This is a genomic window from Streptomyces sp. NPDC048643 (assembly GCF_040650615.1).
GTDB lineage: Bacteria > Actinomycetota > Actinomycetes > Streptomycetales > Streptomycetaceae > Streptomyces.
On record NZ_JBEZHO010000060.1, the window covers coordinates 17061 to 36127 of the forward strand.

Below are 19067 nucleotides of genomic sequence, written 5' to 3' on the forward strand. Positions count from 1 at the left end.
CATCCGGCGGAGCCGGCCGAGCAGAAGCAGACCGACGCCGTACCCTCGCAGCCCTGCACCGGAGCAACGCCATGACCCTCTCGATCGTCCTGTTCACCTCGGACCTGCGCCTGCACGACCACCCGCCGCTGCGGGCCGCGCTCGACGGTTCCGACGCGGTGGTGCCGCTGTTCGTGCGGGACGAGGCCGTCGCGGAGGCCGGGTTCACCGCCCCCAACCGGATGGCGTTCCTCGCCGACTGCCTGACCGATCTGGACGCCGGGCTGCGCGAGCGCGGCGGGCGGCTGGTGGTGCGGTCCGGTGACGTGGTGGCCGAGGTGTGCAAGGTGGTGGCCGAGGCCGACGCGGACGAGGTGCACATGGCGGCGGGCGTCAGCGCCTACGCGCACCGCCGGGAGGAACGCCTGCGTGCGGCGCTGGAGGCCGAGGGCTGCCGCCTGCACGTCCACGAGACGGTCGTCACCGCGGTCGCGCCCGGCGCGGTCACTCCGGCGTCCTCGGACCACTTCGCCGTCTTCACGCCGTACCACCGCCAGTGGGCGCGGCAGCCGCTCCGGGACGCGCTCGCCGCTCCACGTGCCGTCCGGGTGCCGGACGGCGTCGGCTCGGAGGCGATCCCCGCCCGCTCGGACGTGTCCGGTCTGTCCCCGGATCTCGCCGCCGGCGGTGAGACGGAGGGCAGGAAGCGGGTCGCGGCCTGGCTGCGGGGCGGGATCGGGGCGTACGAGGACCGTCACGACGATCTGCCGGGCGACGCGACCTCCCGGCTCTCCCCGCACCTGCACTTCGGCACGCTCTCGCCGGTCGAACTGGTCCACCGCTCGGCCGCGGCGGGCGGCCCGGGAGCCGAGGCGTTCGTACGACAGCTCGCGTGGCGCGACTTCCACTACCAGGTGCTCGCCGTCCGGCCCGACGCGTCCACCGCCGACTACCGCACACGGCACGACCGTTGGCGCTCGGAGGAGGTGGCGCGCGAGGACATCGAGGCGTGGCGGGAGGGCCGCACCGGCTATCCGGTGGTGGACGCCGCGATGCGCCAGTTGCGCCACGAGGGCTGGATGCACAACCGGGGCCGCCTCCTCACCGCGAGCTTCCTGGTCAAGACGCTGTACGTGGACTGGCGGGTGGGCGCCCGGCATTTCCTGGACCTGCTGGTGGACGGCGACGTCGCCAACAACCAGCTCAACTGGCAGTGGATGGCGGGCACGGGCACGGACAGCCGTCCCAACCGCGTCCTGAACCCGGTGACCCAGGCCAAGCGCTACGACCCGGACGGGGAGTACGTGCGGCGCTGGGTACCGGAGTTGGCGGGCCTGGAGGGGCGTGCCGTGCACGAGCCGTGGAAGCTCCAGGGTCTGGACCGGGCGGCCTTCGACTATCCGGACCCGATCGTCGAACTACCCGAGGGGCTGGCGCGGTTCAGGGAAGGCCGCGGCCTGACCGACTGACGCACCTGACCGCCGGCTCCTCGCGGCGTCGACGGGCGATCCGGCGAACGGCGAGAATTTTACTCTCCGTAGAGATTTCTCCCGGGTGTGCGGCCGTACTGGTGGGCGTCCGAACCACTCGTACCGGATCCGTCAGCACCGGATCCATCGCGCGGCGGGCCGGGGCACCCGCTCCGGACGCCGCCCCCGGCCGCCAGGAGGCTCGATGCGCATCGCACGGAACGCGGGAACACTCTTCGTGACCGGCGCGTTGACCCTGACCCTCGCCGCGCTCGCCTACCCGGCCATGCTGGGCGTGCAGACCACGTCCAGCGCCACGACACGGATCATCGCGAACCCGCCGTCGGGTCCGCTGACCGAAGCCGACCGCGACTTCGTCGTCAAGGTGCGCGCGGCCGGCCTGTGGGAGTACCCCGTGGGTCAACTGGCCCTGGAGAAGGGGACCATTCCGTCGGTGCGCACGGCGGGCCAGCATCTGGTCTCGGGCCACGCGGGGCTCGACGCGGCCTGCCGCAAGATCGCCCAGCAGCTGGGCATCACCCTGCCCAACAAACCGTCGCCCCAACAGCAGGGATTCGTCGCGACGTTGAGCGGCGACAGCGGCAAGAAGTTCGACACCGACCTCGCCAACATCCTGCGGGTGACGCACGGTCAGATCTTCTCGGTCATCGCGAAGGTCCGCGCCACGACCGAGAACACGCTGGTGCGCCAGCTCGCCAACCAGGCCAACTCCACGGTGCTGGACCACATCACGGTGATGGAGAAGACCGGCCTGGTGAACTTCGAGCAGGTGATCGTCCAGGAGACGACGGACCCGAAGCTGCCGAAGAACAACCTGACCCCTCCCCCGCCGCAGCCCGGCGAGCCGATGGTCGTGCTGACACCGCCGGCGAGCGGGTCGTCGGGCGCCGCGAAGCCGACGCCGACGCCGACGGTGGGGTGAATCGAGGCGCGTGAGGGCGCCTTTCGGGGGCTCGCACGCGCGGGTGACCGGTCGGCTCAGCCCGCGGCCAGGCTCGCCAGTGTGGTGAGCGCGTCCCGCAGTCCCGGTGGCCGGAGCATTCCCTGCTCCGGCCGACCGGCCCAGCCCGGCCCGCCCAGGAGTACGACGGGGTTGCGGCGGGCGCCTTTCACGCCCCAACTGGTCGCGGCGATGTGCCGGGCCAGTGGGCGGTCGGCGGTGGAGCGCGTCTGCGACCACAGCACGACGGCCAGCGGGCCGAGCCTCCGTACGGCCGCGGTCAGCGCCTCCGGGGGTACGGCCGGCCCGAACATCCGGGTGGGCAGGCCCTGTTCGACCAGGCCGGCGTGCAGTGCTTCCAGGGGCAGGCAGTGCTGTTCGCCCGGGACGCACGCCAGCACGACCGGTCCGACCGGGGGCGTGTCCGGACCGGACGGGTCCGTCGGCCCGGACGCACGGTGCAGCACCCGGGAGATGTGCCAGGACAGCAGGTGCTCCACCTCGACGTAACGGTCACCGGCGGACTCCCACTTGCGTCCCACCGCGTGCAGGGTCGGCACCATCACCTCCTCCCAGCCGACGACCACGCCGTGCCGCTCGACGAGCGAGGTCAGCTGGTCGTCCACGGAGGGCGCGTCGAGGCGTACGGCAGCGCGCGCCAGTCCCTTGCACTCCTGCCGGGCGTCACCGAGGGGAAGCGGGCCCGCCGCCTTCGAGCGGGACCGGTACGCGTCCGCCGGCGGCCTCGCCTCGGCCGGGGTCGGGTCGGCCCCCTCCTTCGCCGCCCTGGCCGCCTCGGCGGGCGGCACGCCGGCGGAGGTCAGCCGGCACATCTCCTCCAGCATCGCGACGTCGTGCGGCGTCCAGCGGCGGTGCCGTCCGTCGGAGCGGACCGCGGGCCCCACGCCGTACCGGCGGTCCCAGGACCGCAGAGTGGTGGGTGACACGCCGAGCCGGCGGGCGAGCGCTCCCGTGGTGACGCCCGCGTCGACGGACACGGCCCCCGCTCCCCGCTCCTGATCCGACCCACTCTCACCCATACGGCCGACTATACGACGCAGAAACGATGCGAGTTGTCGCTTCTGTCCAACGGTTCACACGATGGGGTGTCGGGGCCCGGAGCAGGAGGTGCCCGGAGCGAGGAGCGTGCCATGAGCGCAGATGCGACCGCCGCACAGCGGTCCACCGGGCCTGCGGGCCCGGGCACGGACGCGGACCTGGCGCGCGCCATCGTCGAGGGCGACGAGACCGCCCTCGCCACCGTCTACCGGCGCTGGTCGCCGCTGGTCCACACCCTCGCCCGCCGCTCGCTGGGCGACCCGCGCGAGGCGGAGGACGTCACACAGCAGGTGTTCCTCGCCGTGTGGCGGGGCGGCCGGGGCTTTCGTCCGGACCGCGGCACGCTGGCCGGCTGGCTCGTCGGCATCACCCGGCGGAAGATCGCCGACGCCCTGTCCGCACGGACCCGGCGCACCGAGCTGGTGGGCGTGGCCGGTGCCCTGCTGGCGCTGTCCGACGAGGGACGAGCCCGTCCCGAGGCGGTGCTGGACCGGGTGCTGGTGCGGCACGAGCTGTCCAAGCTGCCCCCGCCCCAGCGGGAGGTGCTGCAGCTCGCGTTCTACGAGGACCTCACGCAGACGCAGATCGCCCAGCGCACCGGCTGGCCGCTGGGCACGGTCAAGAGCCACGCGCGGCGGGGTCTGCACCAGCTGCGGCGCTGTCTGCCGTCGCCGGCGGAGGTCTGACCACCGGTCCCGTGCGACGCTCGCTCCGGCCCGTGGTCCCGCGGGCGGGCCGCTCCGCGTCGCGCCGGCCACCGACCCGTCCGGAACTTTCCCGGCCGCGGGGCAATCCGTCGGCCGACCGGCTTCGGATCACATGCGAATCAACAGCGCGTCCTGGAGGACCACACCGTGAAGGAAGCCGTGGAGATCGGGAGAAACCCGTCTGCGGAGCCGGATCTGCCGGAACTGATGGCCCGGGTCGCCCGGGGCGACCAGCAGGCGTTCGCCTCGCTGTACGACGTCGTGGCGGGCCCCGTCCTCGGCATCGTGCGCCGGGTGCTGCGCGACCGGGCCCAGTCCGAGGAGGTCGCCCAGGAGGTTCTGGTGGAGGCGTGGCGTACGGCCGCCCGCTACCGGCCCGAACGGGGCTCGGTGATGAACTGGGTCCTCACCCTCGCCCACCAGCGGGCCGTGGACCGGGTCCGGTCGGTCGAGGCGTCGGCGGCCCGCGAGCACAAGGCCGCGCTGCTCGACAGGACGCGCGAGTACGACGAGGTGACCGAGCAGGTCGAGGCCCGCCTGGAGCGGGAGCAGGTGCGGCGCTGTCTGCGCACGCTGACCGAGCTCCAGCGCCAGTCGGTGACCCTGGCGTACTACCGCGGTCTGACCTACCGGGAGGTGGCCGAACTGCTGTCGCTTCCGCTCGGGACGGTCAAGACGCGCCTGCGCGACGGCCTGATCCGGCTCCGTGACTGCCTGGGGGTGACCGCGTGACCACTGTCGACCTGCATACGCTGACCGGCGCGTACGCCCTGCACGCCCTGGCCGACGACGAGCGCGAGCTGTTCGAGCGGCACGCCGAGGCCTGCGAGGCCTGCGCGCAGGAGGTACGTGAGCTGACGGAGGCCGCCGCACGGCTCGGTATGGCCGTCACCGAGACACCGGCCCCGGCGCTCAAGGAGAGCGTGCTGCGGACCATCACCACCGTCCGGCAGGAGGCGCCGCGGACCGTTCCGGTCACCGCGCCCCGTCGGCCGGCCGGTCGCGGCAGGCGGCCCGCACGGTGGGCGCTCGCCGCCTGCCTGGCCGCGGCGGCCGGGCTCGGCGGCACGGCGGTGTGGCAGCACGAGCGCGCGGAGGACGCGCGGCAGCAGGCGCGCCAGGCCGAGCGGCGGACGAACGAGGTGGCCGCGGTGCTCGCCGCGCCCGACGCGAAGTCGCGTACGGCGACGCTGGCGGACGGGGCACGGGGCACGGTCGTCGTGTCCCAGAGCCGGGACCAGGCGGTGTTCGTCGCCGCGGGGATGGCGAAGCCGCCGGCCGGCAAGGTCTACCAGCTGTGGTTCAACGACGCGGGGACCATGCGGTCCGCCGGTCTGATGGACCCGGCCTGGACGACGGAGGCGGTGCTGATGAAGGGCTCCGTGGACGAGGCGTCCGGGATGGGGATCACGGTGGAGCCGGCCGGTGGCTCGGCCGAGCCCACCTCCGATCCGGTCGCCCTGCTGAACTTCCCCGCCTGAGCGGTCGTCCCCCCAGGCTTTCGGGGGAGGGGACGAACGGCTGAGACGCGTCGCCCCGCCGGGTCCAACCCGGCGGGGCGACGTGTTTCCGGCATCCGGGGTCAGCGGCGCGGCTTCGGCGGCAGGGGGAAGAAGCCGCTGGTCCGGGCCACGTACTCGGCGAATCCGGGACGCCGCGCCATGTGCCGTTCCAGCATGGGCTTGCCGCTGCCCTTGGTGAGCAGGTAGCTCATCACCAGCGGGGACACCACGGACACGGCGGCCGCGGCGCCGCTGTCGCAGGTGAACAGGAACAGGCCCCACCAGACGCAGAAGTCGCCGAAGTAGTTGGGGTGCCGGGTCCAGCTCCACAGGCCTCGGTCCATGACCTTGCCCTTGTTGGCCGGGTCCCTCTTGAAGCGGGCGAGCTGGGCGTCGCCCACCGCCTCGAAGAACAGACCGCACGCCCAGAGCACCACGCCCGCCCAGGCGAATCCCGTCAATGGCCCGGGTACGTACTGCGCCGCCTGGACCGGCAGGGACACCAGCCACACCAGCGCGCCCTGCAGGAGGTACACCATGCGCAGGGCGTAGAGGTCACGGTTGCCGGGGGCCTTCGCGAGCATCGCTTCGTAGCGCGGGTCCTCGCCGTGTCCCCGGCCGCGGCGTGCGATGTGCGCGGCCAGCCGCAGCCCCCACACGGCGGTGAGGGCCGTGACCAGCACACGTCGTACGTCGTCGCCCTCGCCGGCGGACGCCGCGAAGGAGACCAGGGCCACCGCGGCGAACCCGATCCCCCAGGCGACGTCCACGATGCGGTGCAGTCCCTTGCGCACGGCGACCGCGAACGTGACCAGCATGACGGCGAACGCGGCGGCGGCCGCGAACCCGAGGTTCTGGGCGAACGCGGCCCAGGGGAAGCCGCTCATCGCTCGTCCGTGCCCGCGTACCAGGTGTGCGGAACGGCGGGCATCCCGGCGGACCCGTCCGGTGTGGGCCGCACACTCAGGATCTGGTCGACGCCCATGCGGCGCTCCTCGAAGGCGAGCGCCCCGCCGACCAGGTAGAGCCGCCACACGCGGGCGGTCTCCTCACCGACGAGCCGCACGAAGTCGTCCCACCGCTCCTCCAGGGTGCGGTGCCAGGCGGCGACCGTGCGGACGTAGTGCTCGCGCAGCGATTCCACGGAGCGCACTTCGAGTCCGGCGCCCTCCAGGAGTCCGACGGTCTCCCCCAGCGGCCTCATGTGCATGTCGGGGGCGATGTACGCCTCGATGAACGCGCCGCCGCCGGGGGCGACCGACCCGCGGGACATCTGCTGCACGAGCACCCGCCCCTGGGGGCGGACCAGCCGGCGCAGGGCAGCGGCGAACGCCGGGTACTCGGCGTCGCCGACGTGCTCGCCCATCTCCACCGTGGCGACCGCGTCGTAGGCGCCGCCCTCGATGTCCCGGTAGTCCTGGCACACCACGTCGACGAGGTGCTCCAGCCCCCGCTCCCGGACCTGCTCGCGGACGTACGCGGCCTGCTCGGCGGCCAGCGTGACGGCGGTGACCTGGGTCTTGTACTCCTCCGCCGCGTACAGGGTGAGGGAACCCCAGCCGCACCCGATGTCCAGGAGCCGGGCTCCCGGCACCAGGGCGAGCTTGCGGCAGATCAGCTCCAGCTTGGAGCGCTGGGCGTCGGCGGGCCCGAAGCCGGGGTCCTCGCTCGTCCAGTAGCCGCTGGAGTAGGCCATCGTCTCGTCGAGGAGGAGGCGGTAGAACGCGTTCGACAGGTCGTAGTGGTGGCTGATGGCGGCCCGGTCCCGGGACCTGCTGTGCAGACCGCCGCGCAGGCGGGCCTGGGAGGCGGGTGTCGGGGGTCGGGGGCCGACGGCTCCGAGGCGTAGGGCGGCTCCGACGGCCTGGACCCGGTCGGCGAGGCCGATCCGGGGGGCGTGCAGACCGCGTTCGCGGGCGGCTCCCCACATCACGCGCAGGGCCTCGGCGAGGTCGCCCTCGACGTCGAGTTCGCGGGTGACGTAGGCCTGTGCGAGGCCGAGTTCGCCGGGCTGCCAGAGCAGCCGCCGCAGGGCGCGCCGCGAACGCACCACGACGACGGGGGTGTCCGGCGGTCCGGCCTCGCTGCCGTCCCAGGCGCGCACCCGCAGCGGGAGGGGGCCGCCGAGCGCCTCCTCGGCCAGGGCGGCGAGCCGTTGGGCGGCGCCGCGTCGGACGGCGCGGGCGACGGGCGCGGTGCTCATGGGATGGTGACCTCCTTGGTGAACAGGTACTGCTGGACGTCGAGATAGCCGGAGCGGAACCCGGCCTCGGAGTAGGCGAGGTAGAAGGTCCACATACGGCGGAAGGTCTCGTCGAATCCGAGGGACGCGACCTCGTCGGCCCGCTCCGTGAACCGCTCGCGCCACAGGCGCAGGGTCTCCGCGTAGTGGTGTCCGAAGGCGTCCCTGCGGGTGGTGCGCAGCCTGGTGTGCTCGCGGGTCACGTCCTCCACGGCTTCCACCGAGGGCAGCAGTCCGCCGGGGAAGATGTACTTCTGGATCCAGGTGAAGGTGTCGCGTGAGGCACGCATCCGGTCGTGCGGCATGGTGATCGCCTGGAGCGCGACGCGGCCGCCGGGGACGAGCAGGGCGTCGAGGGTCGCGAAGTAGGTGGGCCAGAACTCCTCGCCCACGGCCTCGATCATCTCGACGCTGACCACGGCCTCGTAGGTCCCCACGGCCTCGCGGTAGTCGCACAGTTCGATGTCGACGCGGTCGTCGAGTCCGGCCTCGCGGACGCGTCGGCGGGCCAGGTCGCGTTGTTCGCGGGACAGGGTGAGCGAGGTGACGTGCGCTCCGCGCGCGGCGCCTCGTATCGCCAACTCGCCCCATCCGGTGCCGATTTCGAGCAGGCGGGTGCCGGGGCCGACCTCGGCGAGGTCGAGGAGGCGGTCGATCTTGCGGTGTTGGGCGGCGGGGAGCAGGTCCCAGGTGGCGGGGAAGCCGCGGAAGAGCGCCGCGGAGTAGCTGAGGGTGTCGTCCAGGAAGAGCGCGAACAGGTCGTTGGACAGGTCGTAGTGGCGGCTGATGTTGTCGCGGGCGCCAGTGGGGGTGTTGCGCTGCATGTCGGGCCGGCGCAGCGCCCAGAGTCCCCGCAGTTTCTGAAGGGGGGCGGGGATCAGTCCGGCCGCGTTCCCGGCGAGCACGGTGAGCGCGGCGACCAGGTCGGGCGCGTCCCACTCCCCCGCCATGTAGGACTCGCCGAAGCCGATGAGTCCGGTGGTGCCGATGCGGGCGTGGAAGGCTGCCGGATCGTGGATGTCGATGACCGGGCCGCCGAGGCCGACGCGGGTTCCGTCGGCGAACCGGGCCTGCAGGGGCAGGCGTTCGAGTGCTCGGCGCAGGACGGCGCGGGTGACGGCGGTGCGGGCGCGCGAGGCGTCCGGTCGCGTCACCACGTCCGGCCAGCTGTCCGGGTCGGTGTCCAGTCGTGGCGTCTCGACGGGGCAGGACTCGGCTGTCCTCATTTCACGTTCTCCTGGGTTCGACGAGGGGTGCGGGGCTGCACGGGCAGTCCCCGCAGATACAGGCGGACGCCGTGCAGCCGGATGGCGGCGGACACGGCGACGGTGGACCAGGGGTGGCGCAGCGCCTGACGCAGCAGCGCGCCGACGGTGGCCGTCCGGCGCGTTCCGCGTACGGTCGCGGTGAAGGGACGGGTTCCCGCGCGTTCCAGATGTACCGTCAGGTTCAGTCGGCTGTCGGGCTCGGGCAGCCGCATCCGGTACGCGCCGTCGACGGGGAAGAACGGCGAGACGTAGAACTCCTTGCGGGTCCGCGCGGTGTCGCTGCCGTCGGGGTGCAGCAGGTAGGTGTGCCGTTCGCCGTAGGTGTTGTGCACCTCGGCGACGACGCAGCGCTGGGTGCCGTCCGGGTCGTGGCACCAGTACAGGGTCAGCGGGTTGAAGACGTGGCCTAGGACGCGGGCGTGGGCGAGCATCAGCACGTCGCCGCCGAGCAGGTCGATGCCGTGCGACGCGAGGTACCGGTCCAGGCCGGCGCGGATGGTCGGTTGGGCGCCGTCGAAGTGGTCGCGGGCATCGAACCGAGCCAACGGGCGCAGCAGCAGGGGCAGTTCCGGCGGCCGGTCGGGGTCGGTCAGCCACATGTAGGTGCGGTGGCGCAGCGCGTACCGGCTGGGCGCGGTCCGTATGTGGGCGACCGTGCAGGGGTAGAGGGCGGGGGCCGCGGTCACCAGGTCACCCCCAGTGCGGCCGCGGCCTCTACACCGGAGCGGCAGCCGTCCTCATGGAAGCCCCAGCCGTGGTAGGCGCCGGCGTAGGCGGTCACGGGGCTGTTGAGAGCGGGGAGTTGTCGCTGTGCGGCGACCGACTCGGGGGTGTACACGGGGTGTTCGTACTCCATGCGGGCCAGCACCCGGGTCGGGTCGACACGGTCGCCGCCGCCGAGGGTGACGACATAGGTCTCGGGGGCGTCGAGCCGCTGGAGACGGTTCATGTCGTAGCTCACCCGGACCCGGTCCGCGCCGGCGTCGCAGTCGGGCATCAGGTAGTTCCAGGAGGCGCGCGCTCCGCGGGCTCGGGGCAGCAAGGTGGTGTCGGTGTGCAGGAGCGTGGCGTTGCGCGAGTAGCGGAACGCGCCGAGCACCTCACGCTCCATCTCGCTGGGGTCGGCGAGCAGCCGCAGCGCCTGGTCGGGGTGGACGGCGACCACCACGGAGTCGTACGAGGCGGTGGTGCCGTCCTCGGTGGTGATGTCCACTCCGTCGCTGTGCCGGCGGACGGCCCGGACGGGGGCGGAGGTGTGCACGGCGTCGAGCTGCTTGGCCAGCAGGTCGACGTAGGAGCGGGAACCGCCGGTCACCGTGCGCCAGACCGGTGAGTCGCCCACGGAGAGCATGCCGTGGTGGTCCATGAAACGGAACAGGTAGGCGGCCGGGTAGCGGCGGGCGGTGGCGGCGTCGCAGGACCAGACCGCGGAGACGAGCGGGGTCATGAAGTGCCGGGTGAAGTAGGCGGAGAAGCGCTGCCGGACCAGGAACTCGCCCAGGGTGAGGGAGTCCTCGCCGTCCTCGGTCCCCTCGGCGAGCAGGCGGCGGGCGGCCCGGTGGAAGGCCGGCACCTCGGTGAGCATGCGCAGGTACGGGCCGCGCAGGGCGTTGCCGGGCCGGGGGAAGAGACCCGCGGGCCCACGGGCGCCCGCGTACTCGAGGCCGCATCCCTCGCAGCGTACGGACATGCTCATCTCGGACTCCTGGGTGGCGACGCCCAGTTCGGCGAACAGCCGCAGGAGATGGGGGTAGGTGCGGTGGTTGTGCACGATGAAGCCCGAGTCGACGCGGTGCACCCGCCCGTCGGACGAGGCCAGGTCGTGGGTGTGCGCGTGACCGCCGAGCCGGTCGTCCGCCTCGTAGACCGTCACGGACCGCGTCCGGCCCAGCACGTGCGCGGCGGTGAGGCCGGCCACTCCCCCGCCGATCACGGCCGTACGTCCCGCCTCTCGCCGTCCGGCGCGCCCCGCGTCGCCGTCCGAAGCGTCTGCGGACCTGTCCATCGTCGTTTCCTCCCGCCCGGCTCCTCGTCAGAGCTCTCGGTGGTATTCCGAAGCTGGGCCCTCCACGGATTGCCTCGGGCGCGATCTTCCTCAAATCAGCTGAGCGGACCCCGGAAGGCGGTAGGGAGGGCATCGGAGCAGGGCGGGGAGGAGCGGGGAGGATCGCCTGCTGGAGTGGTCGCGGGATGCCGAGGGCGGCGGACACAAGCGCGTCGGGGTGCCGCCCCGGGTCCTGGCTCAGCCGGTGTACCTGGCCAGCTCCCAGGGGTCGTGCGCGCTGAAGACCTCGACCGTGTCGCCGTGCAGGCGGACGAGTTCCCGCAGCCGGGCGTGGTTGGCGAGCCGCAGGGGCCGGTCCACCTCGGTGAGCTGCTGGAGCAGGTCCGTCCCGGGGTGGCCCTCGGGACGGTCGGGGTCGATCTCGCGGTGGAAGTAGTAGGCGTCCCCGCAGTGCAGGAGCCGGCGCCCGCCGTCCTGGACGGCTATCGCGCTGTGGCCGCGGGTGTGCCCGCCGAGCGGGACGAGCAGGATCTCGGCGTCCATCCCCTCCAGCGGACGGACCGCGTCGAACCCGAACCAGGGGTCCCCCGCGGACCCCGCGTACGTGACCCAGTTCGGGCGGTGGGCCCACTGGGCCGGGCGGTAGCGGGCGCGGTCCTCGGGGTGGACCCCCGGTGCCGCCATCGCCGCGCGGTGCTCCGCCTCGCTCAGGTGGACCTTGGTCCAGGGGAAGTCGGGGAGTCCGCCGGCGTGGTCGAGGTCGAGATGAGTGAGCACGACGTGCCGGACGTCCTCGGGACGGAAGCCCAGAGCGGTGACCTGGTGCAGCGCGGTCTCCGCGAGGTCCAGGACCGGCTGGGCGCGGCCGAGGAAGTCGGCTCCGAGGTTCTGCTCGGGGCGCGCCACGTCGGCCGTACCGATCCCGCTCTCGACGAGGACGAGCCCGTCGCGGTCGGTCTCGACCAGCAGGCAGTGACAGACGGCGGGCAGGCTTCCCTCCTCACTGTCGATCGTGCGCAGGGAGCCGCAGTTGAGATGGTGGATCTTCACGATGAGTCCCTTCGGGGGCCGCTGATGCTGTCGGTGGAGCGGTGCCCGGGCGGGAAGAGCCCCGGCACGGGCGACGGGCGACGAGGCGTGCCGACCGCCCGCTCTTCCCGGTTACATAACGAACGCTCGTACGCTAAAAGCGAACGGTCGTGAGGTTAAGCTGTCCGTATGAGCCCGCGCAAGTCCGTCGCCGAAACCGCCGCCACCCGCGACCGGATCCTCGGGAGCGCCTTGACCCTGGCCTCGACCGAGGGCCTCGAAGGGCTCACGATCGGACGCCTCGCCACCGGCCTGGGCATGAGCAAGGCGGGCGTGATCGGCCACTTCGGCAGCAAGGAGGCGCTCCAGCTCGCCACGCTGGACGCGGCGGTCGAGCGGTTCCGGCTGCGGGTGCCGGGGCGGGCCGTCGGCGCGCGGCCCGGCACGGAGCGACTGGCGCGCGCCTTCGACGAGTGGATCTCCTACATGGCCGAGGACGAGGGCCACGGAGGGTGTTTCCTCACCTCGGTGGCGAGCGAGTTCGACGGCCGCCCCGGGCCGGTCAGGGACGCGGTCCTCGACGCGCTGACCGCGTGGACGGCGTACGTCACGGCGGAACTGGACACCGCGATCGGGACCGGACAACTCCCCGCGCGCACCGACGTGACCCAGCTCGTCTTCGAGCTGGGCGGTGTGATCCTGGCGGCCGATCAGGCGATTCAGCTGCACCGCGACCCCCAGGCGCCGGCGCGAGCGCGCCGCGCGATCGCCCGTCTGCTGATCGCCGTCTGACGCTGCGCTCCGACCATGCGGCACGCGCCGAACCGATCCGGCCGGCGAAACGCGCGCCCGCCGGCCCCGCCTCATTTCGAAGCCGACATCCCTACACATAAGGGAGAAATAAGAGCAGACTGAAGTATGCGGTCCTGACCGCACACCCTCTCGGGCACGGTCGGGTCGTGGAGATCGGATCGAACCAGATCGGAGGAGACGAGTCATGGCCAACGTCTCGCATCACACCGGCGACATCACCGGCCACCCCGACGCATCGGAGATGCGTGCCCGGTACGACCGCGTGATGGGCGGCCGCGACGTCGCACTCGTGGACGGGCCGGTGTTCCTGCTCGGCCTGTACTGCGCCGTGTCACCGTGGATCCTGCACTACACGTCGAGCCAGCCCGCCCTGGCGACCCACAACCTGATCATGGGCATCGCGATAGCGGTGCTGGCCCTCGGGTTCACCGTCACACCGGAGCGGATGTACGGCCTCAGCTGGGCGATCTGCGCGATGGGCGCGTGGATGATCATCTCGCCGTGGATCGTCGGCACCAACCCGGACACCGGAGTGGTGGTCAACAGCATCATCATCGGCGCGATCGCCGTCGCCCTCGGCGCGGTGTGCGCGCTCACGGCGACCGGAGGCGGCCGGAGGTAGCGCCCGTCAGGTCGCGCGACCGAAGAGCGAACCACAGCGAAGGGGGATCACCGGCCGGCCCGCGCCGTGAGCGTGGACCGGCCGGGCGGCGACGGTCAGTTGACTCCCCGGTCGCGTCCCTCCCAGTACGGCCGGCGCAGCTTGTACTTCTGGAGTTTGCCGGTGGCGGTCCGCGCCAGTTGGTCCCGGAACTCGACCGAGGTCGGCGCCTTGAATCCGGCGAGGCGCTCCTTGCAGTACTGGATCAGTTCGTCCTCGGTCGCCGCCGCGTCGGGCGCGAGCACCACCAGGGCCATGACGGTCTCGCCCCACTTCTCGTGCGGCACGCCGATCACCGCGACCTCGGCGACCGCGGGGTGGCTGAAGAGCGTGTCCTCCACCTCGATGGAGGAGACGTTCTCTCCGCCGGTGATGATCACGTCCTTCTTGCGGTCACTGATCGTCAGATAGCCGTCGTCGCCGATCGATCCACCGTCCCCGGTGTGGAACCAGCCGTCTGCCAGGGCCCGTTCGGTCTCCTCGGGCTGCTCCCAGTAGCCCTCCAGGACGACGTTGGAGCGCGCGAGGATCTCGTCGTCCGCGGAGGTCCGCAGGGTGACGCCCAGGGCCGGGGCGCCGGCGCGCACCAGCTTCTCCGCCCGGGCCTGCGGGGCGAGTTCGTCCCACTCGGACCGCGCGCGGTTGACGGTGAGCAGCGGCGAGGTCTCGGTGAGGCCGTAGATCTGGATGAACTCCCAGCCGAGTTCGGACTCGACGCGTGCGACGGTCTTCGTGGGCGGCGGGGCCCCGGCGACGATGATGCGGACCCGGTCACGGCCGGGGATCTCGCCCTCCCAGGAACCGGCGGCGGCGAGCACCGCGTTGACGACGGCGGGCGCGGCACACATCACCGTCACGCCGTGCTCGGCCACCCGGCGCAGGATCTCCGCCCCGTCGACCTTGCGCAGGACGACCTGGGGAACGCCCAGGCCCGCCATGGCGAACGGCATCCCCCACCCGTTCGCGTGGAACATCGGAAGGGTGTGCAGGTACACGTCGCGGTCGGTGACGCCCGCGTGCAGGGCGAAGGTCGTGGCGTTGATCCAGATGTTCCGGTGGGTGATCTGGACACCCTTGGGGCGGGCGGTCGTTCCGCTGGTGTAGTTGATCGTCGCGGTGGCGTTCTCGTCGGCCTCCCAGGGAGCGGGTTCCGTGTCGAAGCGGTACAGCTCGGCGTCCGCCGCGGCGCCGAGGGTGAACCGGTGCTTGCAGGCCACGCCCTCGAAACGGTCGGCGAGTTCGGGGTCGACGAGCAGGACGCTCGCCCCCGAGTGCTCGACGACGTAGCTCACCTCGTCCGCCGTCAGACGGAAGTTGACCGGCACGAGGACCCGGCCGTGGCCGCTGACGCCGAAGAACGAGGTGAGCAGCCGGGCGCTGTTGGGCGAGACGACGGCGACCCGCGCGCCGTGCGGGACGCCGAGCGCGTCGAGCCCGGCGGCCTGGGCTCCGGCCAGCTCCCCGACGCGGCGGTACGTCAGTCCCTCCCAGACCTCGGCGGGCTGGTCGGGTTCGTCGACGACGCCGACACGGTCGCCGTACACGGTGACGGCGCGGTCCAGGAAATCACGGGCCCCCAAAGGGACGAACATCACGGCCTCCCGACGATCCGAACAAGTCCAGGGTCCATCCTGGGCATGCCTCCGCGCATCCGGACAGCCCCGGGCGGCCCCCGGTCCTGGTGGTGTGCCGCGCGGGGCGCCCTTGGCCGCCCCCCGCCCGACGCGTAAGGATCGTCCGATGAACAGCCGACCGACGTTCCACTTCCCCGGGCCACTGCGCATCGACGGACTGGGACTGCTCCTGCGCGAATGGTCCGACGACGACGTGGCGGATCTCGTCGCCCTCTACGACGATCCCGAGATCGACCGGTGGACTCCGGTCGCCTCACCGTTCGACACCGCGGCGGCGCTCGCCTATCTCGCGGCCGCCGAACAGAAGAGCGCCGAGGGGCGGGCCGTGCAACTGGCCATCACCACCGACGGTGAGCTGCCCCGGGGGGAGATCCTGCTGTTCCCCGGTTCGGGCGACGATCGCGACGTCGAGCTCGCGTACGGGGTGGGAGCCGCCCACCGGGGCCGAGGGCTCGCGACCCGCGCGGTCCGGCTCGCCGTGGACTTCGCGCACCGGCACGTCGGCGGGCGGCGCATCGTCCTGTGCATCGAGGACGGGAACGCCGCGAGCGAGGGGGTCGCCAGGTCGGCGGGCTTCGTCCTGGCCGACGACGACCCGGTGGTCCGCACGGCGAAGGGCCGCGACGTCGTCCTGCGGACCTGGAGCCGTTCCGCGCGCGGCGCGGGACCGTACGGGTGACGGCCCGCGCGGGCAGCGGCTCCGTCGCGCTCGCGTCCATGTCGGACGCCGGGCCGGCCGCGGGGGGCCCGGTACCCAGGGGGTCTCGGGCCCCTCCGCCCCGCACGCGGTCGCCCGCGACCGGACGGCCCCGGAACTCCGCGCACCGGGCCCGCCGACACAGGCCGGACGCCCCCGGTGTCCGTCGTCCGGAGGCGTCCGTGCCGTCACGCGCCGGCCGGCTCCGTCTCCGGGGCGGGTGCCGTCAGGTACTCCTCGGTGATCTCCTTCGGACCGAACGGCCACACCTTCTCCAGGCGCGCCCAGACGGCGAAGGCGACGAGACCGAGGAGGACCCAGGCCAGCGACCACTCGATGGGGTGGCGGCCCGGCGAGTTCTTGTCGGCGTAGCCGTAGATGGTGAGCCAGCCGACGAGGGCGAGGAGGCTCGGCACCGGGTAGAGCCATATCCGGTACGGGCGCCGCAGTCCCGGCCGGCGCCTGCGCAGCACCGACAGGGCGACGATCTGGGCGAGCGCCTGGACGATCACCATGACGGTGGTGAGCAGTTGGATCAGGGTGGCGAGGTCGGTGTGGCGGCCGATGAGGAACCCGATCGCGGTGATCACGCCCATGGTGGCCAGGCCGAGCGTCGGGAAGCGGTGCTCGGGGTGCAGCTTCGCGTAGGGACGGAAGAAGACGCGGTCGCGGGCGGCGTCGTAGGGCACGCGCGAGCCGCCCAGCAGCCCCGTGAAGACCGAGGCGAACGCGGTGATCAGGATGAGGACCGTGACCGTGTCCGCCGCGCCCCTGCCCCAGGTCTCCTCCAGTACGGCCGAGGCCACGGACGTGGAGGCGATGTCGCCGGGATCGGTCATCCGGTGCCAGTCGACGACTCCGAGGGTGCCGATCTGGAGCAGCAGGTAGATCGCCATGATGCCGAGGATCGAGAAGATGACCGAGCGGGGCAGGGTCCGGCCGGGGTCCTTGATCTCGGCGCCCATGTACGCGGTGGTGTTGTAGCCGAGATAGTCGTAGATGCCGATGGTCAGGCCCGCGGCGAAGCCGATCCAGAAGTGACTGCCCGACAGGTCGAAGGCGTGCGCCGGGTAGGTGAACGCCAGGTGGGGGCTGAAGTTCGTGGCCGCGGCGATGATCACCAGGAGGACGGAGGTGATCATCACGGCCCACATGACGGCGGTGATCCGGGCGATGTGCTCGATCCCGCGCCACAGCAGGAGAACGACCAGGAGGATGACGGCGAGCCCGACGAGGTCGCCGGTGGTCCGCCCCATGCCGGGGGCCAGGTAGCCCAGGTACTGGACGAACCCGACCACACCGGTGGACATGATCAACGGGATGAAGAGCATCGCCGTCCACACGAACAGGAACGGCATCAGGCGTCCGGTGCGGTACTGGAAGGCCTGGCGCAGATAGACGTAACTGCCGCCGGAGCCGGGCATGGAGGCGCCCAGTTCGGCCCAGATGAGTCCGTCGGCGAGCGCGAGCACGGCGCCCGCGACGAAGCCGATGACCGCCTGCGGGCCGCCGAACGCGGCGACCATGAGCGGGATCGTCACGAACGGCCCGATGCCGCACATCTGGCTCATGTTGATGGCGGTGGCCTGGAACAGGCCGACGCGGCGGACGAATCCGCCGTCGGGTGGCGGGCTACCGGACATGGGTCCTCCTCGGGACAAGGCACGGCGAGCGGTACGCGGTGGCGGCCGGCCCGGGTGGCGGCCGCCGGGGCGGATCGGGCGCGGCGGGTGACCGGCCGGCGCGCGTTCACCCCCACGCGTCGGGGTGAACGCGAACGTCGACCGGCCGATAAAGTTAAGGAGCCTTACTAGATGCGTCAAGGGGGTGTCATGAATGCGTGAGAATGGTGCGATGCCCGCCAGCGACGCCGCAGAGCAGCCCGAACCGACGTGGAACCGCAAGCGGCTGCGCAGCACCAACGAACGCCTGCTCCTCGACCGGCTGCGCACCGGCGGGGCCGCCTCCCGCGCCCAGCTCGCCCGGGAGACCGGCCTGTCCAAACCCACGGTCTCCAGCGCGCTCGCCGCCCTGGAGGAGGCGGGGCTCGTCCACGAGGTAGGCACCCACGCGCCGGAGCGCGGCCGGGTGGCCGTGCTGTACGCGCCCGACCCCGCGGCCGGATACGCGCTCGGCATCGACATCGGCCGCAGTTGGCTGCGTCTCGCGGTCGCCGACCTCGACGGCTCGGTGGTCGCCCGCGCCGACGTCCGCAACCGCGCCCGCACCTCGGGGGCGATGGCCGACCTGGTGGTCGCCACCGCCCGCCAGGTCGTCGCGGAGTCCGGGGCGCGGGACGTGGCGCACGCGGTGGTCGGCACGCCGGGCGTGTACGACGAGAAACAGGGCCGCGTCCGGTACGCCATGCACCTTCCGGGATGGGGCCGGGCCGGCCTCTTCGACCGGATGCGCGACGAGTTGGGCATCCCGCTGGAGGTGCACAACGACGCCAACCTCGCGGCGCTGGGCGAGTACACCTACGGGGTCGGGGCCGGCAGCCGGCTCTTCGCGTACATCATGATCGGCACGGGCCTCGGCATGGGGGTCGTGAGCGAGGGGCGGCTGTTCACGGGAGCGCACGGCGGGGCCGGCGAGATCGGCTTCCTGCCCTGGCCGGGACGGCACAAGCCCGAGACCCTGGAGGACGCGGTGTCCGGCGTGGCCGTGGTCGAGGCGGCACGGCACTTCGGCATGACCGGGCACCTCACCGCGAAGGCGGTCTTCGACGCGGCGCGCGAGGGACACCCGGCCGCGGTGGAGGCGGTCCGGCTCGAAGGCGAGCGGATCGCGCACACGGTGGCCGCCGCGGCGGCCGTGCTCGACCCCGACCTGGTGGTGCTCGGCGGCGGCGTCGGCCACAGCGTGGACCTGCTGCTCGCGCCCGTCAGCGAAACCCTGCGCACCCTCACCCCGCTGCGCCCGAAGCTCGTACCGGGACGGCTGGGCGAGGACGCGGTCCTGCTCGGCGCGGTGGCCACGGCACTGGGCACGGCCCGCGACGTGGTGTTCGAGCGCCGCTCCGCCCCCTGAGACGCGGCCCG

The 19067-nt window shown here is 72.6% G+C and carries 18 protein-coding genes; 9 read left to right on the forward strand and 9 right to left on the reverse strand.

Annotated elements, in window-relative coordinates:
- Window positions 1-71: 71 nt before the first annotated feature.
- Together AB0C62_RS36795 and AB0C62_RS36800 are read left to right on the forward strand one after the other, a co-directional pair.
- Window positions 72-1448, forward strand: a complete 1377-nt coding sequence (locus AB0C62_RS36795; RefSeq protein ID WP_362980803.1) for a deoxyribodipyrimidine photo-lyase — start codon at window positions 72-74, stop codon at window positions 1446-1448.
- Between the two features lie 205 nt (window positions 1449-1653).
- Complete coding sequence (locus tag AB0C62_RS36800) at window positions 1654-2391, forward strand: DUF4142 domain-containing protein (protein ID WP_362980805.1); 738 nt, start codon at window positions 1654-1656, stop codon at window positions 2389-2391.
- A gap of 56 nt (window positions 2392-2447) precedes the next feature.
- On the opposite strand, the gene AB0C62_RS36805 is transcribed toward AB0C62_RS36800, so the two are convergent.
- A complete protein-coding gene (locus AB0C62_RS36805; protein WP_362980807.1) occupies window positions 2448-3449 on the reverse strand; it encodes a MerR family transcriptional regulator in 1002 nt (333 codons plus the stop codon).
- A 111-nt stretch (window positions 3450-3560) separates the two neighbouring features.
- On the opposite strand from AB0C62_RS36805, the gene AB0C62_RS36810 reads away from it, so the two are divergent.
- The 3 genes from AB0C62_RS36810 (at window position 3561) to AB0C62_RS36820 (ending at window position 5656) form a co-directional block, all read left to right on the forward strand.
- Window positions 3561-4154, forward strand: coding sequence for a sigma-70 family RNA polymerase sigma factor (locus AB0C62_RS36810; protein WP_362980808.1), 594 nt, complete (start codon window positions 3561-3563; stop codon window positions 4152-4154).
- 168 nt (window positions 4155-4322) lie between these two features.
- Window positions 4323-4907, forward strand: a complete 585-nt coding sequence (locus AB0C62_RS36815; RefSeq protein ID WP_362980810.1) for a sigma-70 family RNA polymerase sigma factor — start codon at window positions 4323-4325, stop codon at window positions 4905-4907.
- Window positions 4904-5656 (forward strand): anti-sigma factor, encoded by a 753-nt coding sequence (locus tag AB0C62_RS36820; protein ID WP_362980812.1) that lies wholly within the window; start codon window positions 4904-4906, stop codon window positions 5654-5656. The genes AB0C62_RS36815 and AB0C62_RS36820 overlap by 4 nt, the downstream gene beginning before the upstream one ends.
- Window positions 5657-5757: 101 nt before the next feature.
- Here the strand turns inward: AB0C62_RS36820 and AB0C62_RS36825 are convergent, their stop codons facing one another.
- The 6 genes from AB0C62_RS36825 to AB0C62_RS36850 form a co-directional block, all read right to left on the reverse strand.
- Window positions 5758-6564: a DUF1295 domain-containing protein gene (locus tag AB0C62_RS36825; RefSeq protein WP_362980814.1), complete on the reverse strand. Its 807-nt coding sequence runs from the start codon at window positions 6562-6564 to the stop codon at window positions 5758-5760.
- A complete protein-coding gene (locus tag AB0C62_RS36830; RefSeq protein ID WP_362980816.1) occupies window positions 6561-7880 on the reverse strand; it encodes a cyclopropane-fatty-acyl-phospholipid synthase family protein in 1320 nt (439 codons plus the stop codon). The genes AB0C62_RS36825 and AB0C62_RS36830 overlap by 4 nt, the downstream gene beginning before the upstream one ends.
- On the reverse strand, window positions 7877-9145 hold the full coding sequence (locus AB0C62_RS36835; protein ID WP_362980818.1) for a cyclopropane-fatty-acyl-phospholipid synthase family protein: 1269 nt from the start codon (window positions 9143-9145) through the stop codon (window positions 7877-7879). Before AB0C62_RS36835 ends, AB0C62_RS36830 begins: the two co-directional genes overlap by 4 nt.
- The gene (locus AB0C62_RS36840; protein WP_362980820.1) at window positions 9142-9873 is read right to left on the reverse strand and encodes a DUF1365 domain-containing protein; all 732 of its coding nucleotides are present in this window, start codon (window positions 9871-9873) and stop codon (window positions 9142-9144) included. The genes AB0C62_RS36835 and AB0C62_RS36840 overlap by 4 nt, the downstream gene beginning before the upstream one ends.
- A complete protein-coding gene (locus tag AB0C62_RS36845; protein ID WP_362980821.1) occupies window positions 9870-11192 on the reverse strand; it encodes an FAD-dependent oxidoreductase in 1323 nt (440 codons plus the stop codon). The genes AB0C62_RS36840 and AB0C62_RS36845 overlap by 4 nt, the downstream gene beginning before the upstream one ends.
- Window positions 11193-11429: 237 nt before the next feature.
- Entirely contained in the window at window positions 11430-12242 is an 813-nt protein-coding gene (locus AB0C62_RS36850) for an MBL fold metallo-hydrolase (protein ID WP_362980823.1), read from the reverse strand.
- Between the two features lie 168 nt (window positions 12243-12410).
- Between AB0C62_RS36850 and AB0C62_RS36855 the strand changes: the two genes are divergently transcribed.
- Together AB0C62_RS36855 and AB0C62_RS36860 are read left to right on the forward strand one after the other, a co-directional pair.
- Window positions 12411-13013, forward strand: coding sequence for a TetR/AcrR family transcriptional regulator (locus AB0C62_RS36855; protein ID WP_362980825.1), 603 nt, complete (start codon window positions 12411-12413; stop codon window positions 13011-13013).
- A 205-nt stretch (window positions 13014-13218) separates the two neighbouring features.
- Window positions 13219-13656, forward strand: coding sequence for an SPW repeat protein (locus tag AB0C62_RS36860; protein ID WP_362980827.1), 438 nt, complete (start codon window positions 13219-13221; stop codon window positions 13654-13656).
- Between the two features lie 95 nt (window positions 13657-13751).
- On the opposite strand, the gene AB0C62_RS36865 is transcribed toward AB0C62_RS36860, so the two are convergent.
- A complete protein-coding gene (locus tag AB0C62_RS36865) occupies window positions 13752-15287 on the reverse strand; it encodes an AMP-binding protein (RefSeq protein WP_362980829.1) in 1536 nt (511 codons plus the stop codon).
- 148 nt (window positions 15288-15435) lie between these two features.
- On the opposite strand from AB0C62_RS36865, the gene AB0C62_RS36870 reads away from it, so the two are divergent.
- Window positions 15436-16008, forward strand: coding sequence for a GNAT family N-acetyltransferase (locus tag AB0C62_RS36870; RefSeq protein WP_362980831.1), 573 nt, complete (start codon window positions 15436-15438; stop codon window positions 16006-16008).
- A gap of 206 nt (window positions 16009-16214) precedes the next feature.
- On the opposite strand, the gene AB0C62_RS36875 is transcribed toward AB0C62_RS36870, so the two are convergent.
- The gene (locus AB0C62_RS36875; RefSeq protein WP_362980833.1) at window positions 16215-17669 is read right to left on the reverse strand and encodes an APC family permease; all 1455 of its coding nucleotides are present in this window, start codon (window positions 17667-17669) and stop codon (window positions 16215-16217) included.
- A 211-nt stretch (window positions 17670-17880) separates the two neighbouring features.
- Between AB0C62_RS36875 and AB0C62_RS36880 the strand changes: the two genes are divergently transcribed.
- Complete coding sequence (locus tag AB0C62_RS36880; RefSeq protein WP_362980835.1) at window positions 17881-19056, forward strand: ROK family transcriptional regulator; 1176 nt, start codon at window positions 17881-17883, stop codon at window positions 19054-19056.
- The last annotated feature ends 11 nt before the right edge of the window (window positions 19057-19067 follow it).